Here is a 20082-nt window from a genome sequence, read left to right on the forward strand (position 1 = left end):
ACCTAAAAAAACAGAAATCCCACAAAACCATAATGGTTTTCATAGAATTTCTTTTTTTTGAAACTACGAACATAATTTACTTATGTCACAGCCCCCATAATTAATCAAATTAAGCTAATTTATTATAGGTTTTCACAACATTTTCCACTGTGAAACCAAATTCAGCTAAAACTTTATCACCAGGAGCAGATGCACCAAAATGATTAATAGTAATTGTATTAGTAGCGTAACGTTCCCAACCAAATGAAGAACCAGCTTCAATGGCTAAACGTTTCGTAACAGCTTTTGGTAAAACTGCTTCTTTGTATGCTGCATCTTGTTTTTCAAATAAATCAAAACTTGGCATTGAAACAACAGCTACATCTTTACCAGCTTGCGCTAATTCAGCTTGAGCATCAATTGCTAAACCAACTTCTGAACCAGTAGCAATTAAGATACCTTCTGGCGTTGCACCTTTTTGAGGAGAAATCACGTAAGCACCTTTTTTAACGTTTTCTTGGGCATGCTCTTTCGTTCCTGCAATTGCCGGTAAGTTTTGACGACTTAAAACTAAGATTGTTGGTGCATCTTGTGTTTCTAAAGCAATTTTCCACGCTGCCACTGTTTCATTGCCATCAGCCGGGCGAATCACTTGCACGTTCGGCATGCAACGCACGCTAGCTAATTGTTCAATCGGTTCATGGGTTGGGCCATCTTCACCAACTGCTACTGAATCGTGAGTTAATACATAAATAACTGGTGAATTTTGAATCGCAGACATCCGAATTGCTGGACGTAAGTAATCGGTAAAGACGAAGAATGTTCCGCCGTAAACACGACTTCCACCATGTAATTGAATACCATTCATCGCTGCTGCCATCGCAAATTCACGGACACCAAACCAAATGTTACGGCCTTCGTATTGACCAGGTTCGAAATCTTTTTCAGCAGCTACCATTGTATTATTAGAAGCTGATAAATCAGCAGAACCGCCCCATAAAGATGGTACAGCTTTTGAAAGTGCTTGAATGGTATCTTTACTTGACACGCGGCTTGCTTGGCTTGAACCAACTTCGTAAACTGGTAATTCAGCATCCCAATTTTCTGGTAATTTACCTGCAAAAGCATCTACTAATTGTTGTGCTAATTCAGGATATGCTGCTTTATAACCCGCAAATAATTCATTCCATTCCGCTTCGGCTTTTGCGCCGCCTTCAATCATTGTTTCTTTAAAACGAGCGGTAACTTCTTCTGGCACAGTGAAAGCAGGATATTCCCAGCCATAAACAGCTTTCGCTGCATCAATGCCTTCTTGACCTAAAGGTGCTCCATGAACAGCTGAAGTACCAGCTTTTGGTGCGCCAAAGCCAATAACCGTTTTCACTTCAATTAAAGTTGGACGCTCAGTATCAGCTTGTGCTTCTTCAATCGCTTTAGAAATAGCTGCTAAATCATTACCATCTTCAACACGGATATATTGCCACCCGTAAGCTTGGTAGCGTTGTGCAACACTTTCAGTAAAGGCTTTATTTAATGGACCATCTAAAGAGATATCATTTGAATCATATAAAACAACTAATTTGCCTAATTTCATATGACCAGCCATTGAACTAGCTTCTTGTGAAACACCTTCCATCAAGTCGCCATCGCCACATAATGCATAAGTATAATGGTTCATCACTTCGTAGTTTTCACGGTTGTAAGTAGCAGCTAAATGCGCTTCAGCCATCGCCATACCTACCGCCATTGCAATTCCTTGACCTAAAGGACCGGAAGTTACTTCCACACCATCAGTATGATGAACTTCTGGATGGCCAGGCGTTTTACTTTCCCATTGACGGAATTGTTTTAAATCGTCCATTGAAACATCATAGCCGCCCAAATGTAATAAGCTATATAACATTGCTGAACCATGACCCGCAGATAAAATAAAACGATCGCGATCAATCCAATTTCTTGATGTCTTTGGATTCACTTTTAAATGTTTAGTCCAAAGTGTATAAGCCATCGGTGCTGCACCCATTGGTAAACCTGGATGACCTGAGTTTGCCTTTTGAATTGCGTCGATACTCAAAGTGCGGACTGTATCCACACCAAGTTGGTCGATTTTGTCGAACATGAAGAACCCTCCAATTTTGGTTTTTTTTACTTAAATTAACAATTTTAATTGTAACCGATTTTAATAAATAGCGCAATCTCTTTTTTGGTATATTTTACTAAAAATGATTAACGGCCATGTAAACCTTTGCGTTTTTGAATTTCTTTCAGTTTTTCAGGGGTAACATCAGTACCTTCAGGGTCAACAACTTTCATCCCTTCAATATGATGTTTCATGCCAGAACGAAATGCTGTTAAATATTCTTCACGCAATTGTTTTTGTTCTTTAGTTTCAGCCTCTGTTAGGCCGGATTCTTTCTTTTTTTTCGCTAATTCGTTGATTCGTGCTAATTTTTCTGGTGATAACATAATTTCTCTCCACACTAAAATTTTTTCGCGTTTTCCTTTCTTTATAATAGTAAAAAAAAGCAAAAAATACAACTAGCAAAAACCCGAACAAACGTTTGAATTCTATTTTAGGATATGTTATACTCTTATTAACAAACACAGAAGAAGGTGCAACGATGGCTAGAAAAACTGAAATCAGACAAATTGAAGTCTTAAAATATATTTATGAACAAGTTTCTTTAAAAGGATATCCACCAACCGTGCGAGAAATTGGTGAAGCAGTCAGCTTATCCTCTACTTCAACCGTTCATGCCCATTTGTCTCGTTTAGAGAAAAAAGGTTGGATTTTAAGAGATCCTACTAAACCACGAGCAATTGAAGTTACCCCAACTGGTTTAGATGCCATCGGAGTGCAAAGCGATACTATTCCCATGTTAGGTGTGGTTACAGCTGGTGAGCCGATTTTAGCGGTCGAAGAAGCCACAGATTTCTTCCCCCTACCACCTAACCTATCTAATCAAGAAGGTTCTCTATTTATGTTAACAATTCGTGGGGAAAGTATGATTGATGCCGGTATTCTTGATGGCGATTACGTGATTGTTCGCAAACAAGCCACCGCTCAAAATGGCGATATTGTCATCGCTATGAACGATTTAGATGAAGCGACTTGCAAACGATTCTTCAAAGAACAAAATTATATTCGTCTGCAACCTGAAAATGAAACAATGGAGCCGATTATTTTAGATACCGTTACGATTCTAGGTAAAGTGATTAGTTTATACCGCAATCGTATTTACTAACAATTTCAAAACCGTTTGCAAAAAGATGTGGGCGGTTTTTATTTTTTACTTTACAAACCGAACGAACGTTTGGTATAATCATTATACAAACATTTGTTCGGTAAAATATTTATCTATAAGGAGTTGAGCAAGATGAAAGCTACACGTCGTTTTGGATTGCTATTAAGTATATTATTTTTAGGTTGTTTATTAGGTATTTTAGGTATGCAGGTGGTTATTTTGGTGCTAGCCCCACTATTTCTCGTTTGGTTTATTAATTGGGATGAAAGCCGTTATTTCCAAAGAGAACAAACTTTATATCAATTTTCCCAAGAAACTGAAGCAACTGATGACTTTGTATTCTTTGATACTTACGATGAGTATCAATACTATCAAGAACATTACTATCATTAAAAAACTAGCAACTTCCCTTTAAACAGAGAAGTTGCTAGTTTTTATTTATCAGCAGCTATTAGTTATAATAATTCTTCTAAAACAACCAATACCCCATATTCATCATTTGATTTTGTGCGATAGTTGGCATATTGCGCCATATCCTCCGCTGCATTAGCTACTAAGTAACTAAATTTAACTGTTTGAAGCATTTCAATATCGTTATAAGTATCTCCAAATGCCATCATTTCATCCGCTGAAACATTTATTTTTTCCCCGAGAATCTTCATGGCTTGCCCTTTGTTAACCCCTTTATTCATAATATCAATCCAAATCGTATCACCAACTGTGATTGAAAATTTTTCAGCGTACTTCGGAGCAAAAAGGTTTTGGTAATGAAGCTTACTGTCTTCTTTAGGAAAATAAATCGTGAATTTATTTGCTTCAACTTCTAATGCTTGTAAATCATCAACAAATTCCATTTTCGAATAGAAATTTGCAAAAAAATCTTGATATTGTTGATGTTTTTTTGCAATATAAGCTGTTTCAATACCACATAGAATTGGCACACCAAGCTTTTGATTTTCTACAAAAGCAATTAATTGCTGATAATCTGCAACAGCCAACAAACTTTTATAAATCATCTCGCCATGGTAGCAAATAGCCGCCCCGTTATCGCTAATCAAAGACATTTTAGCAATTAAATCCGGAAATAAGCTGGTTAGTGTATAAAGTGGTCGACCGCTAGCAATAGTAAACTCTATCTCTTTTTCATTTAAAGCTGATACATATTCAGCAAAATTAGGTGGCAGCATACTTTCTTCGGTCAATAATGTGTGGTCCATATCTGAAGCAATCAATTTTACATTTTTCATGGTCATCTTATAATCCTATCTTTTTATTTACAGCCAATTTATTGATTAGCTCTTCTTGGTCATTTTAAATTTCAAAGTTTAATAAGTCAATCTTATTAGCTAAAAATTCTTTGATAGCTCTTTAATATTGGCGAATAACTGGTGGTTGATAATTTTTGATAAAGCCTTCAATTTCTTCCAGCGATTCCGAAAACAAGAATTTTTCACGGTCATTTTTGACTAAAAAATCATTTTCAACCATCTGATCATACATAGCTTCAAGCGGTCGATAATAATTGCCACTGTTAAAAAAGATGCAGGGATTAGGATTTTTCCCGATGCGGCTCCAAGAAACTACTTCTGTAATTTCTTCTAACGTTCCTGGTCCACCAGGTAAAGCAATACAGGCATTAGCTAAATCTAACATTGCCTGCTTTCTTTCTGCCATGGAATCTACAATTTTTAATTCAGTTAATGCTGGATGAGCCAATTCACGCTCTTTCAAAAAAGTCGGAATGATACCAATCACCTCGCCACCATTTTCAAGAACTGTATCCGCTAAAATCCCCATCAAGCCCGCTTTACCACCACCATAAATCAAGTTATGATGATTTTTCGCAAGCCACTTACCCAATTCAATTGTCGCCTCTTTAAAAATTTCTTGGTTGCCACTACTGGCACCACAATAAACTGCAATATTCATGATTATTTCCCCTTCTTTTTTCAATACATTTAGTATATCACAGATAAGAACGTACGTTCTAGTGAAAATCGAAAGGAAGTGGAAATTTTGAACATTAATGACTATCAAAAATTTATTAGTAACTTCTATGTAGAAAAGCGCAGAGACTTAGTTCTGCACCTGAGTAAAGTGCAAAATTAAATTATAGCGGTGATTTTTACCGCGAATTTCATTTTCACTTTACCGAGGGGGCAAAGTCTCGAAGCTAGATCAAAAAAAAGAAATTGGTATCAATATAATCCTTTTATTCGGGTGAATTTTTTAGCAGAAGAAGTTGGAGAAGTTAGTCGAGCTATTCGTACCATTGAAATCGGTAGAGATCGGCCCGATGAAAAAGTTACTGATTATCAGGAAAATCTTGCTAATCTAACAGAAGAATTAGGCGATGTTTTAGATAATTTATTTATCTTAGCTGATAAATATGATATCTCTTTGGAAACTATTATGACTAGTCATAAAGAAAAATTACTAGCTCGTTATTCAGATACTTCTGAAATTTAGAATATACAAAAAACCGAAATGCTAACGCAATGTTAGCATTTCGGTTTTATTTAATTAATTATTTTGAAGTTACTTGACCAACAACTTGACTAGCATCAACATTGCCTACAGCAGTTAATTCAAAGCTAGCAATTCGATCTTGGTTAGTTAAAACAACGATAATATCTGATTGTTTATTAGCAGCTTCTAAAGCGTTTAAGTCAACAGTCACTAATTTAGTTCCTTTAGCAACTTTTGTACCTTCTTCCACATGAACAGTGAAAGGTTCGCCATGAAGTTCAACCGTATCAAGTCCGATATGAACTAATACTTCAACACCAGAATCTGTTTTAATACCTAAAGCGTGTTTTGTTGGGAAGACACTTGTAACTACACCGTCAACTGGCGCATAAACTTCACCAGCAGTTGGTACAACTGCAAAACCGTCACCCATCATTTTTTCAGAGAAAACGTCATCGTTCACTTCAGTAATTGGTTTTACTGTTCCTGAAGCAACAGCATAAAGTTCATTGGTTTGACTTTCAGCTGCAACTTCTACTTTTTCTGTTTTCTCAACAGGTGCATTGGCAGCCATTTCTGTAACGATTGACTTACCACCACTTGCATGAATCTTATTCATTTCATCGGCAACGAACTGAACTTCAGTCCCTACGATAACTTGAATGTTTGTACCATCAAGTACTTTCACACCTGGTACACCAGTTGCTTTAATTGCAGCTTCATCTGCAATTCCAGTATCTTTTAACTGAATTCTTAAACGAGTTGTACAGTTATCAATCGCAGTAATATTATCAATACCACCTAAAGCAATGTAAATACGTCCTGCTAAAACAGAGAATTTATCCCCAGCTGATGACCAATCAAAATCATCTTCGTCATCGCCTTCTTCACGACCAGGAGTCATTAAATTAAATTTATTAATTACAAACATAAAAGTGAAGTAGTAAATAACAGCAAAGACTAAACCTTGAACAAGTAACATATAAGGTTTATTAGCAATCGGCACACGTAAACTTAAAACAAAGTCAACCAGACCAGCACTAAAGTTAAAGCCGGCTGTCCAATGGAAGAATGCTGCGATAAACATTGAAATACCTGTTAAGATTGAGTGAACAACATATAATGGCCAAGCCACAAACATAAATGAAAATTCTAATGGTTCAGTTACCCCAGTGAAGAATGAAGCAACACCTGCTGCTAACATTAATGAAGCAGTTGCTTTCTTTTTCTCAGAACGTGCTGAGCGGTAAATTGCAAAAGCACCAGCTGGTAAACCAAACATCATTACCGGGAAGAAACCAGCTTGATACATACCAGTAACCCCTTTAGTTCCTTCACTTGCCCAGAACTTAGCAATATCATCAATACCAGCTAAGTTAAACCAGAATACATTGTTTAAGGCATGGTGTAAACCAGTTGGAATTAATAAACGGTTGAATAAACCATATAAACCAGCCCCGACAGGACCTAAGCTAGAAATAAATTCACCAAAAGCAACTAAGCCATTATAAACTGGTGGCCAAACAAAAATTAAACCTGCAGAAATTGCAGCCATTGTTGCAGCCGTTACGATTGGTACTAGGCGTTTCCCACTAAAGAATGACAACGCCATCGGCAATTTCACGCCACTAAAGCGATTGTACAAAGCAGCCGCTACTAAACCGGCTAAAATACCGACAAAGACGTTTTTATTGTTAATTGCGCCAAATGCCATATCAACATCTTCCACAGCAACTTTTGTAAATGTTGCTACAGAACCAGGATTAACTAATGTCATTGGAGTTAAGAAAGCAACTAAGCCAGCTAAAGCAGCAGAACCATCTTTATCTTTTGACATCCCAAATGCTAAACCAACAGCAAACAAAATACCTAAGTTATCTAAAATTGTACCCCCAGCCTTAATTAGAAAAGCTGCTAGGATGTTATTGGCACCCCAACCTGTTGGGTCGATCCAATAACCAACACCCATGAACAAAGCAGCAACTGGTAATGTTGCAACTGGTAGCATTAATGAGCGACCCATTTTTTGCATATAAGCTTTCATCTTTTTACCATCCTTTTCTCCAAATCACAGCAGAATGAATAATAATAATTTCATAAACTCAATTTTATTCTGCCGAATCTGTTTGATTATTTTTTTCGTGAAGAGAAGCAATTCGCAAGCGTTCAATATGAATAGCGATATAACCTAATTCTTCACCAGTAATTGATAATTGATATTTTTTCATTAATAAAACACGAACTTTTTTACCAATTTCGTAACTCTCTGGATACTTTTGTTTAACCAATTCAATAATTTCGTTATCTAATACAGCGTATTGATTATGTTGAAAACGCTGAATCAGTAAACGTAAATGATTGGCCAAACGTGAGTAATTTAAGCTCATTTTATCAGAATGAATATCAATTTCTAACTCTCGTTCAATTAAAGAAATAATATCGGTCACGATAGAAACTTCACGAATACTTTTGCTATTATTCGTTTGGCCGCTGCGAGCGCTGTGAATATGAATGGCTATAAAGCCTGCTTCATCATAACTATAAGGAATGTGTAACTCCTTATTTAAATAATCCACTGCCCACTGTGCAACACTAAACTCTTCGCTATACAATACTTCAATTTCTTTAAGTAAACGATTTTTGACAATAATGCCATTTTGGATATTCTCCGCTGAAAAAGAAATATGATCGGCTAAAGCAATTAAAAGATGTTCATTTAATTTTTCCATCAGAACCGTTTCAGCATGATCAATAATTTTTTCAGTTGCAAAGAAAAACTTCTCATCAATTTGACTCAATAAAGTTTGTAACTTTTCCTGACTCTCAGGCGCCATTGTAAATAGACGCTCAATTTCTCGATGAAAAATTAAATCATTGCGTTTTTTGTTAAAACCAATTCCTTTGCCAATTGCAATTTTCTCTTGGCCTTCGTCAAGGACAAGCACTGCATTTTGATTAAGAATTTTTTTGATTTTCACTTAGAAAACCCCTTTAGTTAAATTATTTCTGCAGAAATAAATCTGTATTACTGCGCTAAAAAAGCATGGAACTATCCCAATTAAATATTCTCAATTAAGAACATCCAATTGACATAATTCCATGCCTAGTCTCTCCTAGTCACATGCAATACAATATTGTTAACACTTGTATCTTACCAAGGCGAATTGCAACTGTCAAGAGAAAATTTACGATAAATAATAAAAGAACAGATTATTAAATTGAATTTTTTGTAAAACCCTTTCAATAACAATAATTAGACGAATTGAAAAATAATCATAAACGATTAATTACCTCATCAATGTTTTTTATCATTACTGAGACGGTTCCATCAGGATTATTGATAAACTCAATTAAATTTGAGTCACGATAAACATCTACCGGCACAATTAATTCAATCCCATTTGAAAGTTTGAATTTTTGTTTGCCAAAGCGTTTTTCAGAAATCTCACGAACTTCTTTTAATGGTTGGCTTTCTTCAACAAAACCAGCTTCTTTTACTTCTTCTTGAAAAGCCATTTGGGCAGAAATATTGTCTTTAAAAACTTTTTTAGCGACTTTTTCGGCTGCAACATAGCCGCTTTCTTCGATGCTGTCATACATGGCTTCTTTAACATCAGCTAAAACTTCAAACTCATCTTCTTCAAATTTTTTCCCAATTTGTTTGGCGACTTTCTTGATTACCCGCACATTTTCCTCTAAAGAAGGTGCTGGAGTGGTATCAATTACTGCTTCTGAAAAATAATATTTCTTTTCGCCTGAAAATGTATAGCGTTTTTCAATTAGTTGATAACTTAAATCATTTAAATTAATCGTTAAAGCTTCATCTGCCTTACCAGTTTTTGAACCAAGTAATGCGCGATTAATAATTAATTTATTTTGAACCATACCTTCTTCACTATCCACAAAGTGAGTGAATGATTCTTGATAGTTGACTTTCAAAAAGGCCAAATGCATCACAGTATCTTCTTCATACAAAACAATAAAAACATTGCCGCTAGGACTGTCTTCACTTAAATTATAAACATCAAACCAGCGTTGCGTTAAACGTTCACTGACAGCAATAAAGTTTTCTGGGCTTTCCTTAGCAAGAAGAGCGACTTCGCTATCTTCCACTAAAATACCAGTTTTTGTTTGAGGAGAGGAAATTTTAACAATTTTTTTCGTTAGAAAATCGCGAATATATTCGGTTGTTAAATCTAATGGCGACTGAGAGAAAACAGGCATGCCACTTTCACGGTTAATAATTTGCATTACAGCTTGTTTTAAATAAATATCCACAATTTTGCTTCCTTTCAATAGATAGGAATTCACAGAACAGCTTCCTGATCTAAGCTGCTTTTTCTAAAAAGCATACTTAACTATTTTACCGAAATTAAAAAAAATTACCAGTAAAAATTAATTAAAAAAGTAACAGCTTTTATTGGTAAAGTTAGCAAATTAGCCTATAATACAACTATCATCATTAAAAATAGTAGCTTCGAGGTGACCTAATGAAAAATTTAACAGAAAAAATTGCAAATTTACCGGAAGAAATAAAAACGGCTTTAAATCATGGTTTTGTCTTTTTAGTTACGCCACAATTAATTCAGCATTTTCCTGCTCGACAATGGCAAGATCAAGAAATTTTAATCGAGTTGCAAAGTCGCTATCAAGAACAAGGTAAATTTGTAACAGTTGGTGCTTATCGGGTAGTGCTTCTAGCAAATCAGCCGGAATTATTAGTGATTGTTCCTTAAATATAAAAGCTATTACTTGAAGTGATTCCTCACTTTAAAGTAATAGCTTTTCTTTTTTATTGATATTTTTGATAGTAAAAAACCGCTAATTGTGTGCGATCTCGCAACTCTAATTTTTCCAATAAGCGACTGATATAATTGCGAATTGTGCCTTCGCTTAAAAATAAAGTTTCAGCAATTTCTTTATTATTCATGCCTTCTGCTACAGCCAGCAAAATTGCTTCTTCTTGTGGCGTCAATTCAAATTGTTGTTTCTTTTCAGGCTTTTCTGTCAAAATTGCCGGAATTTTTTCCATGATTGCTGTTCCAAAAACCGACTGTCCACTGTAAACGGCTTTAATTGCAGGGACAACAGCAGCTAAATCTTGCTTAATTAAATAGCCCTTAATTCCCATTCCTAAAGCTGCCCGCACATATTCATCATCAGAAAAAGTTGTCAGTAATAATATTTTAGCTAAAGGATAGTTTTTGAGGATTGCAGTTGCCGCATCAATGCCAGTCTGTTCCCCCATCCGAATGTCGGTTAATAACACGTCTGGTTGCCACTGACAATACAAGCTAATCGCTTCTGCACAAGAATTGCCGGTAGCGACTACTTGAACTTCATCGCTAGCTTCCAAAATTGTTTTTAAAGAGGCTGTTACTAAAAAATCATCATCTACTACTACCACTTTAATCATCGCTTTCCCCCATTTCTTCCTTCGGTAAAATAATATTGATACTAAAAACTTCTGCTTGCTGAATAGTATGTAACTGACCTGACAGCTTTTGCAGCCGTTGTTCCATACCAATCAAGCCAATTCCTTTTTCCTGATTTTCTTTCATAATCACACCATTATTACTAATCACACATTTGTAAAAACCTGGTAATTCCGAAAAAATAAGTTTAACTTCCCTAGCCTGACTGTGTTTCATCACATTAGATAAAGCTTCTTTTATAATCATCGTCAAAGGTTGCACATATTTTTGAGGAATTTCTGAAAAATCACCGATGATTTTCACAGGACAAAATTTGAAATCTTTTAAAAGAACATTCAAGCTTTCATTAAAGTCTAAACTATCACGAAAAGTATTATGAACACTGGAACGAATATTATTCATCCCTAAATCTACCGTCGCTTGTAGTTGCTTCAAAGGCGCTTCCAAATTAGCCTGCTGATTAATCGTTTGAACCGCCCCTAATTGAATTAAAGCACTGGATAAAAGATGCCCAACATTATCATGAATATCGCGAGCAATTCGATTGCGTTCTTTAGTAATTTCTAAATCTACAGAAGTTTCTTGACTTAATAACAATTGGTTATTCTTTTCTTCCAATTGGCGTTGCTTTTCCCAACTATCATCTTTCAAAACTAAATATTTTTGATACAGTTGCCGTTGCAACCAATAACGCTCTGCTAAATAAGCCGCAAAAATTGCCCACAGCCCAATAACACCAAATGATAATAATTTAGTTGGTTGTAAAACGAAAACAAAAGCAATTAATAAACTACCAGCTATTATTTCAGAAACCCTTAAAGAATAATCCAAAGAGCAAACAACACTAACCATCGCTGGAATAAAAAAGAGAAATTCCGGCAAAAAAATCCCCAATATAATATAAGCAACCAGTAATAATTTTCGTACCCCAGCATTTGCTATTAAATAGAAGCTACTCATAAAAATCAGCACCAGTAACATAAAAAGAATAGTCATCCCATCATATTCTTTTAGCGCTAATAACATACTGCTACTTATAAAAAAGAAACCATTTTGAATGACTAATTGCCAATGAATCCGTTCTTTCATTTTTATTGCTCCTTGTCTTTATTGTAAAATACTATTTCTATTCATATCTACTATTTCACTAGCACACTTATATAAGTGAAGCTGGCAAAGTGACATTTGTCATCTTAAAAATGGAAAATTTTCACTATTCTTGAACCTCTAAAAATATTATAGTCATATTAACAAGAAATTGAAAAGGAGTTTTTAAAAAATGATTATTGAAATTAAAAATTTAGTGAAACGCTATGATGAACTGACTGCTTTAAATCATCTCAACTTAGTTGTTGAAAAAGGTGAAATTCTTGGTTTGTTAGGACCTAATGGTAGCGGAAAAAGTACTTCAATTAACTGTATGCTTTCGCTATTAAGCTATGACAAAGGTGAAATTAATTTATTCGGACAGCCAATGCGCCCTGACCAATATGAAATCAAGCGAAAAATTGGTGTTGTTCCTCAAGAAATTGCCGTCTTCGATGAATTGACCGTACGTGAAAATATTAATTATTTTTGTGGATTGTATATTCAAGACTCTGCTTTATGTAAGAAATATGTTGAAGAAGCTATTCAATTGGTAGGCTTAGAAGATTTTACGAAATTTGTTCCGAGCAAACTTAGTGGTGGTTTGAAGCGTCGTTTAAATATCGCTTGCGGGATTGCTCACAAGCCAGAATTAATTTTCCTTGATGAGCCAACGGTAGCTGTCGATCCTCAAAGTCGCAATAAAATTTTAGAAAGCATTCGTCAATTAAATCAACAAGGAGCAACAATTGTCTATACCACTCATTATATGGAAGAAGTTGAACTTTTATGTAATCGCATTGTGATTATCGATCAAGGCCAAGTAATTGCTGAAGGCACGAAAGAATCCTTAAAACAAATGATTGGTACTAATGAAAAATTAGTGATTGAAGTTCCTATGCTACCAGCTAATGCGCAACAAGAATTAAATCAAATTGCTGGCGTTGCCGATATTTTCTACGATCAAATCAATTTAACCATCAGCACAACCAAATTAAAAGAAACTTTAATTGCCACTTTAGACTTTTTTGCTAAAAATGATTTACACTACGGAGCGATTCATACTCAAGAAATCACACTAAATGACGTCTTCCTTGAAATCACTGGCAAAGAACTAAGAGATTAATAATAAACTAATAATTTAATACGACTAAGGATCTCAGTTCCACTTACTAGGTATCAAATTAGTGGAATGATATACGGCATGAGAATAAGACTAATTTTTCTTTTAGAAAAATGATTACATTAATATGAATAAGGATGCCAGTTCCACTTACCAACTATCATTTAGTGGAATGGTATACGGCATGAGAATAAAACTAATTTTTTTTCAGAAAAATTAATACTTTAATACGAATAAGGAGAAAACTATGTTTATACATTTATATAAGTATCGTTTAAAAACTTTAAGTAAAGACAAAACCTTACTTTTTTGGACATTAGCCTTTCCTATTTTATTAGGAGTTATGTTTAATGTAGCTTTTAGTAATTTAGATCAAGCAGATGTGTTAGAAACAACTAATGTGGCAATTGTAAGTGATTCTTCACAAGAAAGTCAGCTATTCACTCACTACTTAAAGGAATTGAAATCTGAGGATAAACAATTGTATATCACGAAAGAAATGGATGAAACAAAAGCGCAAAAACTTTTAGCTGAAAATGAAATCAGTGGCATTTTCTATTTTTCAGAAGATACTATTGAATTACAAATTCAAGAACAAGAAATTCCGCAAACCATTTTACAAACTTTTTTAAATCAATATTTACAAAAACAAGCGTTAATTGCTAATTTAGCAGCTGAAAACAATCAATTGACAGAGGCTGACTGGCAAGAGTTAACAAATGTTAACCATTATATGGAAGAAAATCCCCAGTCAAGAAAAGGGAGTCAAAAATTTTATTACTTCTTTTCTTTAATTGGGATGGCTGTCATGTATGGCTTTATGTGGGGGATTCGTGGTACCCGTGATGAACAAGCCAATCAATCCGCTAAAGGTATTCGTTTAAATATGATTCCTCACAGTAAACTTTTAGTGATGATTTCTGGCTTAGCTGCTTCCTTTACTTTATTAATGACTGAAATTGTTTTGCTTTTACTGATTTTCCATAACCTATTCCACATCGATTTCAGCAATCACTGGGGTTATATTTTATTAACTTGTGGTATCGGTAGTATTACGGCTTTAAGTTTTGGTTCATTTATTAGTAATCGCGTGAAAACTGGTCAAACGCAGCAAGATGGCTTAGCTATTTCGATTACAATGTTAATGAGTATCTGTGCTGGCATGACCGGTACAACTAGTTTAAAACTATGGATTGATACTAATTTACCAATTATTAACAAATTGAATCCCGTCAATTTAATCGGTGAATCTCTTTATCAACTTTATTATTATAATTCTTTAGAACCATTTTTTATGAATTTACTTTATTTAACTTTACTAACCATCTTTTTCGTCGTTTTCGGCTTTATTCTTGAAAGGAGAGCACAATATGACCATCTATAAAACTATCGCCGCCATTCTTAAAAAGAATTTTAAAATGCTTTTAATCGGAGTTGCTATTAGTATCGGAATCTCATTTCTATATGCTGGTCAGTTAGAAAAAAGCGATGAAATTTCCTTAAGAAATATCAATGTTGCTATCTTTGATGAAGACCAACAAACGATTAGCAAAGATTTAAATCAATACTTAGGTCAACATATGCAAATTGAAAAAATCAAAAATACCACGGCTGCTAAAGATGATGCCTTATATTTTCAAAGTGTTGAAGCTGTTTTAACTATTCCTAAAGGCTTTTCACAAGCTTTATGTGAAGGTCAAACGCCAAAAATCGACATTCAAACCCGCCCTGGTAGCTATAGTCAAGCTTTGATTACTGCCACTACTGAAAATTATTTAAATACCTTTGCTGCTTATCAAAAAAATCTACCAGCAGCTGAAACACAAGAACTATTAGCTTTAGTTGCCAAAACTTTAAATGTGCAAGGAAAAATATCAACTAACCAAAACAATCAAGATTTAGCTTATCGCAAAGCAACTGCCAATGTCTTTAACTTACTAGCTTATGGTTTATTTATATCAGTTTTTTCAGGCATGGCTTACGTCTACTTAACTTTTAACAAACAAGAACTACGCAAAAGAAATCTTTGTTCACCTATTTCACCACAAAAATTAACTCAAAAGATTTTTTCTGCGACGATGATTTATTCAACTTTCTTGTTAATCTGTTTTACAGCTTACTTCCTAATGTATACTAAAAGTAGCTGGAATGCCTATACACTCTTTACTTTAATCAATGTTGCAGTCTTCTTTTTAGTCATGGTAAGCCTATCTCTAATGGTGGTGAACCTCTCAAAAAACACTTTAATTACCAGTGTTTTTAACAATACTTATATTTTAGGAAGTTGTTTTATTTGCGGAATTTTCGTACCAACTAGTTTTTTACCTGATGCTATTGTCAAATTTTCAATGTTGACACCTACTTACTGGTTTACGCATTTAAATATGTTTATCGCTGAAACTGGTCAATTTGACCAAGCTTTTTATAAAGAATTTCTTTTCCACATTGTTATTATGTTCTGTTTTATCGCTGCCTTTTTATTAATTACTCGTATCCAACAAAAAGAACAGGGTGGTTTAAAAAGTAAAAGTTTAAGACTTTCTTAATTAATAGTGATTCTTCATAAAAAAACATAAAAAATAAGGCTTTCATTAACACTATTCATTCAATATGCAGTATAATGATAATGTAGTATAAATTTGGTGAACTTAACCAGAAAATGAAAGTAGGTATGCCCATGGGAGCAGTATTTTCAGTCTTAACGCTTGTTCTTTTAAGTGGCGCATCACTTTTAACATTGAGTTATGTAGTCAATCTTGAAGAACAACGAGTTAAAGTACCCGTTAGAGTTGAAAAAAGACGCGATTAATCGCGTCTTTTTTTCTTTATCTTTCCCGCTCTTATAAAAAATATCTTTAACAGTTTATAATTTATTATAAAAAGTCACACTTTTTTCATATTTTAGTATATTTTTTGAGCAGAATGATTGTTTCTGTCGCAAACCTTTGCTAAACTTGGTAATGTTGAATTAAATTTGATAAATATCGAAACACTTTTTCGGGGAGCGTAATATGAAAATAAGAAAATCAGCAAGTTTTTTATTCGTCACACTTTTATGGTCAGTCTTTCTTTCTTTTCTGCCAATGACTACTGCATCTGCAGAGGAGAACTTTTTTATAGAAGCAAACGCGGCTTTTGCTATTGAAGCTGATTCAGGTAAAATTTTATATAATCAAGATGGTGACAGTCCCTTAGGCATCGCCTCGGTTACAAAAATTTTAAGTATGTATCTGGTGTTAGAGGAAGTTTCCAAGGGAAAAATCACCATGGACGACCAAGTAGGAATTTCTGAGTATGCCGCTTATTTAAGTAGCATTAAAGATTTCTCCAATGTTCCTTTATCACAAGGACAAACTTACTCGGTTAGGGAGCTTTATCACGCTTCCATGATTGAATCGGCTAACGCTGCTGTAGTTGCTTTGGCAGAACATATTGTTGGTAGCGAAACAGCCTTTATTGATATGATGTTAGCGAAATTACAAAGCTGGGGCATTACAGATGCGACTTTAGTCACTAGCTCAGGGCTGAGTGCATCAGATGTTGGCCTTGAAAATAGTTATCCTGGCTCAGTAGAAGGTCAAGAAAACATGATGAGCGCCAAAGATGTTGCTTTAGTTACCTACCATTTAATTAATGAGCATCCAGAAATTTTAGAAGCTTCTAAAATTATTAATGAAGTTTTTTCTCATGGTACCGAAACTGAAACCGAAATGACTAATTGGAATTGGCTTTTGCCAGGTCATTTAAATACTAAAGATGGCGTTGATGGTTTAAAAACCGGTACAACTGATTTTGCTGGTGCTTGCTTTGTAGGCACAATAGAAAGAGATGGCGTCCGCTTAATTACTGTTGTTCTTGGGGCAACCAATGATGAAACAAATATCGCCGCCCGCTTTACTGAAACCGACCGTTTAATGGAATATTGCTACGCTAATTGGCAATTGCGAGAAATCCTGGTAGCTAACAAAGAAATTCCTAATTTAACGACGCTAGCTGTTCCTTATGGTAAAGAATTAACCGTGCCAATTGCTCTAAAAAGCAACGTAACTACTTGGCTACGAAATGATATGAATCCTGAAAATATTAACATCATCCCTACCTTTGATAACACTTTAGTTACCGACGGAGAAATCGCTGCCCCCGTGCAACAAGATATGCCTGTTGGCTTAGCAACCATTCAAGTGGTAGAAGAAGATTTAGGCTACATTGTCAATGCGCCTGTCTTAACTACTGAAATTGTTGCTACTAAAGAAGTTAAGAAAGTTAATTTTTTCGTTAGATTATGGCGAAATATTAAAAAGTTTTTCAGTAATCTGTTTGGTATGATTTTGCCAAGTACTTTACTTACAATTAAAGAATAGAAAAACGCTGAAATCCCTGTTGGATTTCAGCGTTTTTTATTAGGCTTTCTTCGTTAAACGAATTTGCTTACGAATTTTTTTCATTGCCCAATCATAATGACTAGAGGTTGCGCCTATAAAGTAAGCGCCTAAAGTTGATGTTTTCGTCCAAGCATAAACTTTTTTACCAAAAATTTCTTCATTGCTATGTTGTTGAATCAAAGCCAAGACTTCTGCGTGAGTAGTTGCTAATAATTCTTTTGCTTCTGTTAAACTAGTTTTTTGATAATCTTGCCAGATTTTTTGATTTAATTCTGGTGTCGTCCGCCAAGTGTAACCTTCTGCTGGCGTAGCTGGTGTGCCACCTTCAATAGTCCCCACTTGATACCATTTTTTCATCATATTTTGCCATTCGTGTAAGTGAATTAAAACATCCCGTAAATTTTTATCGCGGTCTTCAAATAAAAATGCTGCAGCTTGCTCTTCTTCACTCATACTTTGAATTAAGTCTTGTAGCTTTTCATATTGGGTTGTTGCAGCTTCTAATAAGTCGGTTTTTGTTGTAGGACGTGCCATTTCAATTTCCTTCTTTCTTTTATATTAATCTTGTTTATTTAAAATTTGGTAACAGGCTTCGGTTACATATTCATTAGGGTTATCGGTTTGCGCAGGTGAAACATGGAAAATATTTAACATCGGGCCCACCATTTTAGCATTTTCTTGCTCTAGCCAAAAAGCTAACGCTTGATTGACTTGGGGAATTTGCTGATAACTGCCCGCAAAAGTCACAGAAATCACCTCTGTCAAAGCTGTTTCAAAAATTTGACAAGCACCTGTAAGTTCTTTTTTCTCAGCAATTGTCACTTGTACTTCAATATCTATCAAATTTTCTGCAAATTCCGCATCATGATAAATTGCTAAAGTATAGCCATCATAAACGGGTTCTAATTGATACTGTTGAATCGTAGCATACAATTCATTCCATAATTGCTGTTCGTCATTATAATCGGTTACTTTTTTCCTTAAAGATAAAACCAAACGACTAGGCAAAACTTTTTTGATTACATGATAACTTCGTTCTTGCGTTTGATTTTTTAAAGCTACCTCTTCCAAAAGCTCCACTCTTTTCTGTAAGGCGGCCAACTCTTCCAGCAATTGACTTTCTTTACTTGAAAAATAATCAGCTATAAGCTGTGAATCATCACCTTCTGTTAAAATAACTTTAATATCTTTTAACGCAAAACCTAAGTTTTTATATAAATTAATTTGATTGGCCTGACTTAATTGTTCTGCCGTATAATAGCGATAACCATTTGAAACTTGTGTATAAGCTGGTTGTAGTAAAGCTATTTCATCATAATGCCTAAGCATCTTTACTGTGATGTTAGCTAATTTTGAAAATTCACCAATACGAAACATACCTTTCCTCCTATTATATATATCATTCATCTCTACATATTATAGTATATAGCCTCCCATAGTAGGAGAGTCAAACTTTTTTGCTTCATTTGCTTTATATAAAAATAATGTGTTATATTGTCTTTATTGATTTTTTTTACAAGAAAGGATTATTCAAATGAAAATAGACTTAAAAACGATTTTAAACTACCTTTTAAAAATTGCGATTGTCTTTGGTTTATTCATACTTAGTCAAGTTTCTATGACTGTATTTAGTGTTTTTAAACTAATTAGTGTCGATAATCAGCAAGCATCCCTTTCAACCGCTAGTTCGGTTGTTGTTCTCTTACTAACTTTAGGTTTAATTATACTACTTGTATGGCTGGCCACTAAACTTAAAATTATCACGTTGGACTTTGAATGGTCAACGGTAAGCAATTGGGGTATCATCGCGCTATCTTTCATTCTTGGTCGTATAGTTGCTTTTCTTGGAACGTTGCTTATTCAATTGACTAGTGGTTCAGCAACTAGTACCAACGATGCAGCGATTGATAATATTATCAGCGGCGAACAGCCTTGGTTAATTTTCTTGATTATCGCGATTGCTCCTGCAATTATGGAAGAAATTGTTTTCCGTGGTGGTATTATTGGTTTTATTTTTGAAGAACATCCAGTTGTTGGCTTGATAATTAGTTCAGCGATATTTGGTTATTTACATTCAGCTACAACTATTTTTGAATTTATACTGTACTTCAGCCTTGGCTTTATCATGGGCTTTAGTTATTACAAAACCAAACGTTTGGAGGTCTCCATCATGGTTCATTTTTTGAATAATGGGCTAGCTGTTTTAGCAATGTTTCTTTTACAATCATAAAAAATACCAGTAACTCCTACTTAAACGGCAGGAATTACGGCTCTATAATATCTGGTGTTGGTGACAAAAAAAGTCACTAGCACCTATTTTTTTGTTTCAAAAATAGACAAGACATCTCGAAATCCTTTAGAAT

21 protein-coding genes are annotated in these 20082 nt (G+C 34.6%); 10 read left to right on the forward strand and 11 right to left on the reverse strand.

The window, feature by feature from the left end; all coding sequences use genetic code 11:
* Window positions 1-109: 109 nt before the first annotated feature.
* Window positions 110-2098: a transketolase gene (gene tkt, locus M2139_RS12535; RefSeq protein WP_280739205.1), complete on the reverse strand. Its 1989-nt coding sequence runs from the start codon at window positions 2096-2098 to the stop codon at window positions 110-112.
* A 107-nt stretch (window positions 2099-2205) separates the two neighbouring features.
* Complete coding sequence (locus tag M2139_RS12540) at window positions 2206-2445, reverse strand: DUF896 family protein (RefSeq protein WP_280739206.1); 240 nt, start codon at window positions 2443-2445, stop codon at window positions 2206-2208.
* 155 nt (window positions 2446-2600) lie between these two features.
* Here M2139_RS12540 and lexA point away from each other — a divergent pair, with 155 nt between their 5' ends.
* On the forward strand, window positions 2601-3224 hold the full coding sequence (lexA, locus tag M2139_RS12545; protein WP_280739207.1) for a transcriptional repressor LexA: 624 nt from the start codon (window positions 2601-2603) through the stop codon (window positions 3222-3224).
* A 132-nt stretch (window positions 3225-3356) separates the two neighbouring features.
* Window positions 3357-3617 carry a hypothetical protein gene (locus M2139_RS12550; RefSeq protein WP_280739208.1) on the forward strand — a complete coding sequence of 87 codons (261 nt, stop codon included), beginning with the start codon at window positions 3357-3359 and terminating at the stop codon, window positions 3615-3617.
* Window positions 3618-3679: 62 nt separating this feature from the next.
* Here the strand turns inward: M2139_RS12550 and M2139_RS12555 are convergent, their stop codons facing one another.
* Complete coding sequence (locus M2139_RS12555) at window positions 3680-4471, reverse strand: HAD family hydrolase (protein WP_280739209.1); 792 nt, start codon at window positions 4469-4471, stop codon at window positions 3680-3682.
* A gap of 121 nt (window positions 4472-4592) precedes the next feature.
* A complete protein-coding gene (locus M2139_RS12560; protein WP_280739210.1) occupies window positions 4593-5153 on the reverse strand; it encodes a TIGR00730 family Rossman fold protein in 561 nt (186 codons plus the stop codon).
* Between the two features lie 210 nt (window positions 5154-5363).
* Between M2139_RS12560 and M2139_RS12565 the strand changes: the two genes are divergently transcribed.
* Complete coding sequence (locus M2139_RS12565; protein WP_280739225.1) at window positions 5364-5693, forward strand: MazG-like family protein; 330 nt, start codon at window positions 5364-5366, stop codon at window positions 5691-5693.
* Window positions 5694-5751: 58 nt separating this feature from the next.
* Here M2139_RS12565 and nagE read toward each other — a convergent pair whose 3' ends face one another.
* The 3 genes from nagE to M2139_RS12580 form a co-directional block, all read right to left on the reverse strand.
* A complete protein-coding gene (nagE, locus tag M2139_RS12570; protein WP_280739211.1) occupies window positions 5752-7737 on the reverse strand; it encodes an N-acetylglucosamine-specific PTS transporter subunit IIBC in 1986 nt (661 codons plus the stop codon).
* Between the two features lie 64 nt (window positions 7738-7801).
* Window positions 7802-8671 carry a PRD domain-containing protein gene (locus tag M2139_RS12575; RefSeq protein ID WP_280739212.1) on the reverse strand — a complete coding sequence of 290 codons (870 nt, stop codon included), beginning with the start codon at window positions 8669-8671 and terminating at the stop codon, window positions 7802-7804.
* A gap of 295 nt (window positions 8672-8966) precedes the next feature.
* Complete coding sequence (locus M2139_RS12580) at window positions 8967-9971, reverse strand: nucleoid-associated protein (protein ID WP_280739213.1); 1005 nt, start codon at window positions 9969-9971, stop codon at window positions 8967-8969.
* Between the two features lie 212 nt (window positions 9972-10183).
* Here M2139_RS12580 and M2139_RS12585 point away from each other — a divergent pair, with 212 nt between their 5' ends.
* Window positions 10184-10429, forward strand: a complete 246-nt coding sequence (locus tag M2139_RS12585; protein WP_280739214.1) for a hypothetical protein — start codon at window positions 10184-10186, stop codon at window positions 10427-10429.
* Between the two features lie 56 nt (window positions 10430-10485).
* On the opposite strand, the gene M2139_RS12590 is transcribed toward M2139_RS12585, so the two are convergent.
* Together M2139_RS12590 and M2139_RS12595 are read right to left on the reverse strand one after the other, a co-directional pair.
* Window positions 10486-11109, reverse strand: coding sequence for a response regulator transcription factor (locus tag M2139_RS12590; protein ID WP_280739215.1), 624 nt, complete (start codon window positions 11107-11109; stop codon window positions 10486-10488).
* The gene (locus M2139_RS12595) at window positions 11102-12217 is read right to left on the reverse strand and encodes a histidine kinase (protein WP_280739216.1); all 1116 of its coding nucleotides are present in this window, start codon (window positions 12215-12217) and stop codon (window positions 11102-11104) included. The genes M2139_RS12590 and M2139_RS12595 overlap by 8 nt, the downstream gene beginning before the upstream one ends.
* Before the next feature lie 190 nt (window positions 12218-12407).
* Between M2139_RS12595 and M2139_RS12600 the strand changes: the two genes are divergently transcribed.
* The 5 genes from M2139_RS12600 (at window position 12408) to M2139_RS12620 (ending at window position 17698) form a co-directional block, all read left to right on the forward strand.
* Window positions 12408-13340, forward strand: a complete 933-nt coding sequence (locus M2139_RS12600) for an ABC transporter ATP-binding protein (protein ID WP_280739217.1) — start codon at window positions 12408-12410, stop codon at window positions 13338-13340.
* A gap of 244 nt (window positions 13341-13584) precedes the next feature.
* On the forward strand, window positions 13585-14721 hold the full coding sequence (locus tag M2139_RS12605; protein ID WP_280739218.1) for an ABC transporter permease: 1137 nt from the start codon (window positions 13585-13587) through the stop codon (window positions 14719-14721).
* A complete protein-coding gene (locus M2139_RS12610) occupies window positions 14708-15883 on the forward strand; it encodes an ABC transporter permease (protein WP_280739219.1) in 1176 nt (391 codons plus the stop codon). Before M2139_RS12605 ends, M2139_RS12610 begins: the two co-directional genes overlap by 14 nt.
* 131 nt (window positions 15884-16014) lie before the next feature.
* On the forward strand, window positions 16015-16146 hold the full coding sequence (locus M2139_RS12615; protein WP_280739220.1) for a hypothetical protein: 132 nt from the start codon (window positions 16015-16017) through the stop codon (window positions 16144-16146).
* Between the two features lie 202 nt (window positions 16147-16348).
* Complete coding sequence (locus M2139_RS12620; protein ID WP_280739221.1) at window positions 16349-17698, forward strand: serine hydrolase; 1350 nt, start codon at window positions 16349-16351, stop codon at window positions 17696-17698.
* Window positions 17699-17737: 39 nt separating this feature from the next.
* Here the strand turns inward: M2139_RS12620 and M2139_RS12625 are convergent, their stop codons facing one another.
* Window positions 17738-18253, reverse strand: a complete 516-nt coding sequence (locus M2139_RS12625) for a ClbS/DfsB family four-helix bundle protein (protein ID WP_280739222.1) — start codon at window positions 18251-18253, stop codon at window positions 17738-17740.
* Window positions 18254-18277: 24 nt separating this feature from the next.
* On the reverse strand, window positions 18278-19096 hold the full coding sequence (locus M2139_RS12630; RefSeq protein WP_280739223.1) for a MerR family transcriptional regulator: 819 nt from the start codon (window positions 19094-19096) through the stop codon (window positions 18278-18280).
* A gap of 157 nt (window positions 19097-19253) precedes the next feature.
* Here M2139_RS12630 and M2139_RS12635 point away from each other — a divergent pair, with 157 nt between their 5' ends.
* Complete coding sequence (locus M2139_RS12635) at window positions 19254-19949, forward strand: CPBP family intramembrane glutamic endopeptidase (RefSeq protein WP_280739224.1); 696 nt, start codon at window positions 19254-19256, stop codon at window positions 19947-19949.
* Window positions 19950-20082: the final 133 nt, after the last annotated feature.

The sequence above is a fragment of the Enterococcus sp. PF1-24 genome (genome assembly GCF_029893325.1).
GTDB lineage: Bacteria > Bacillota > Bacilli > Lactobacillales > Enterococcaceae > HY326.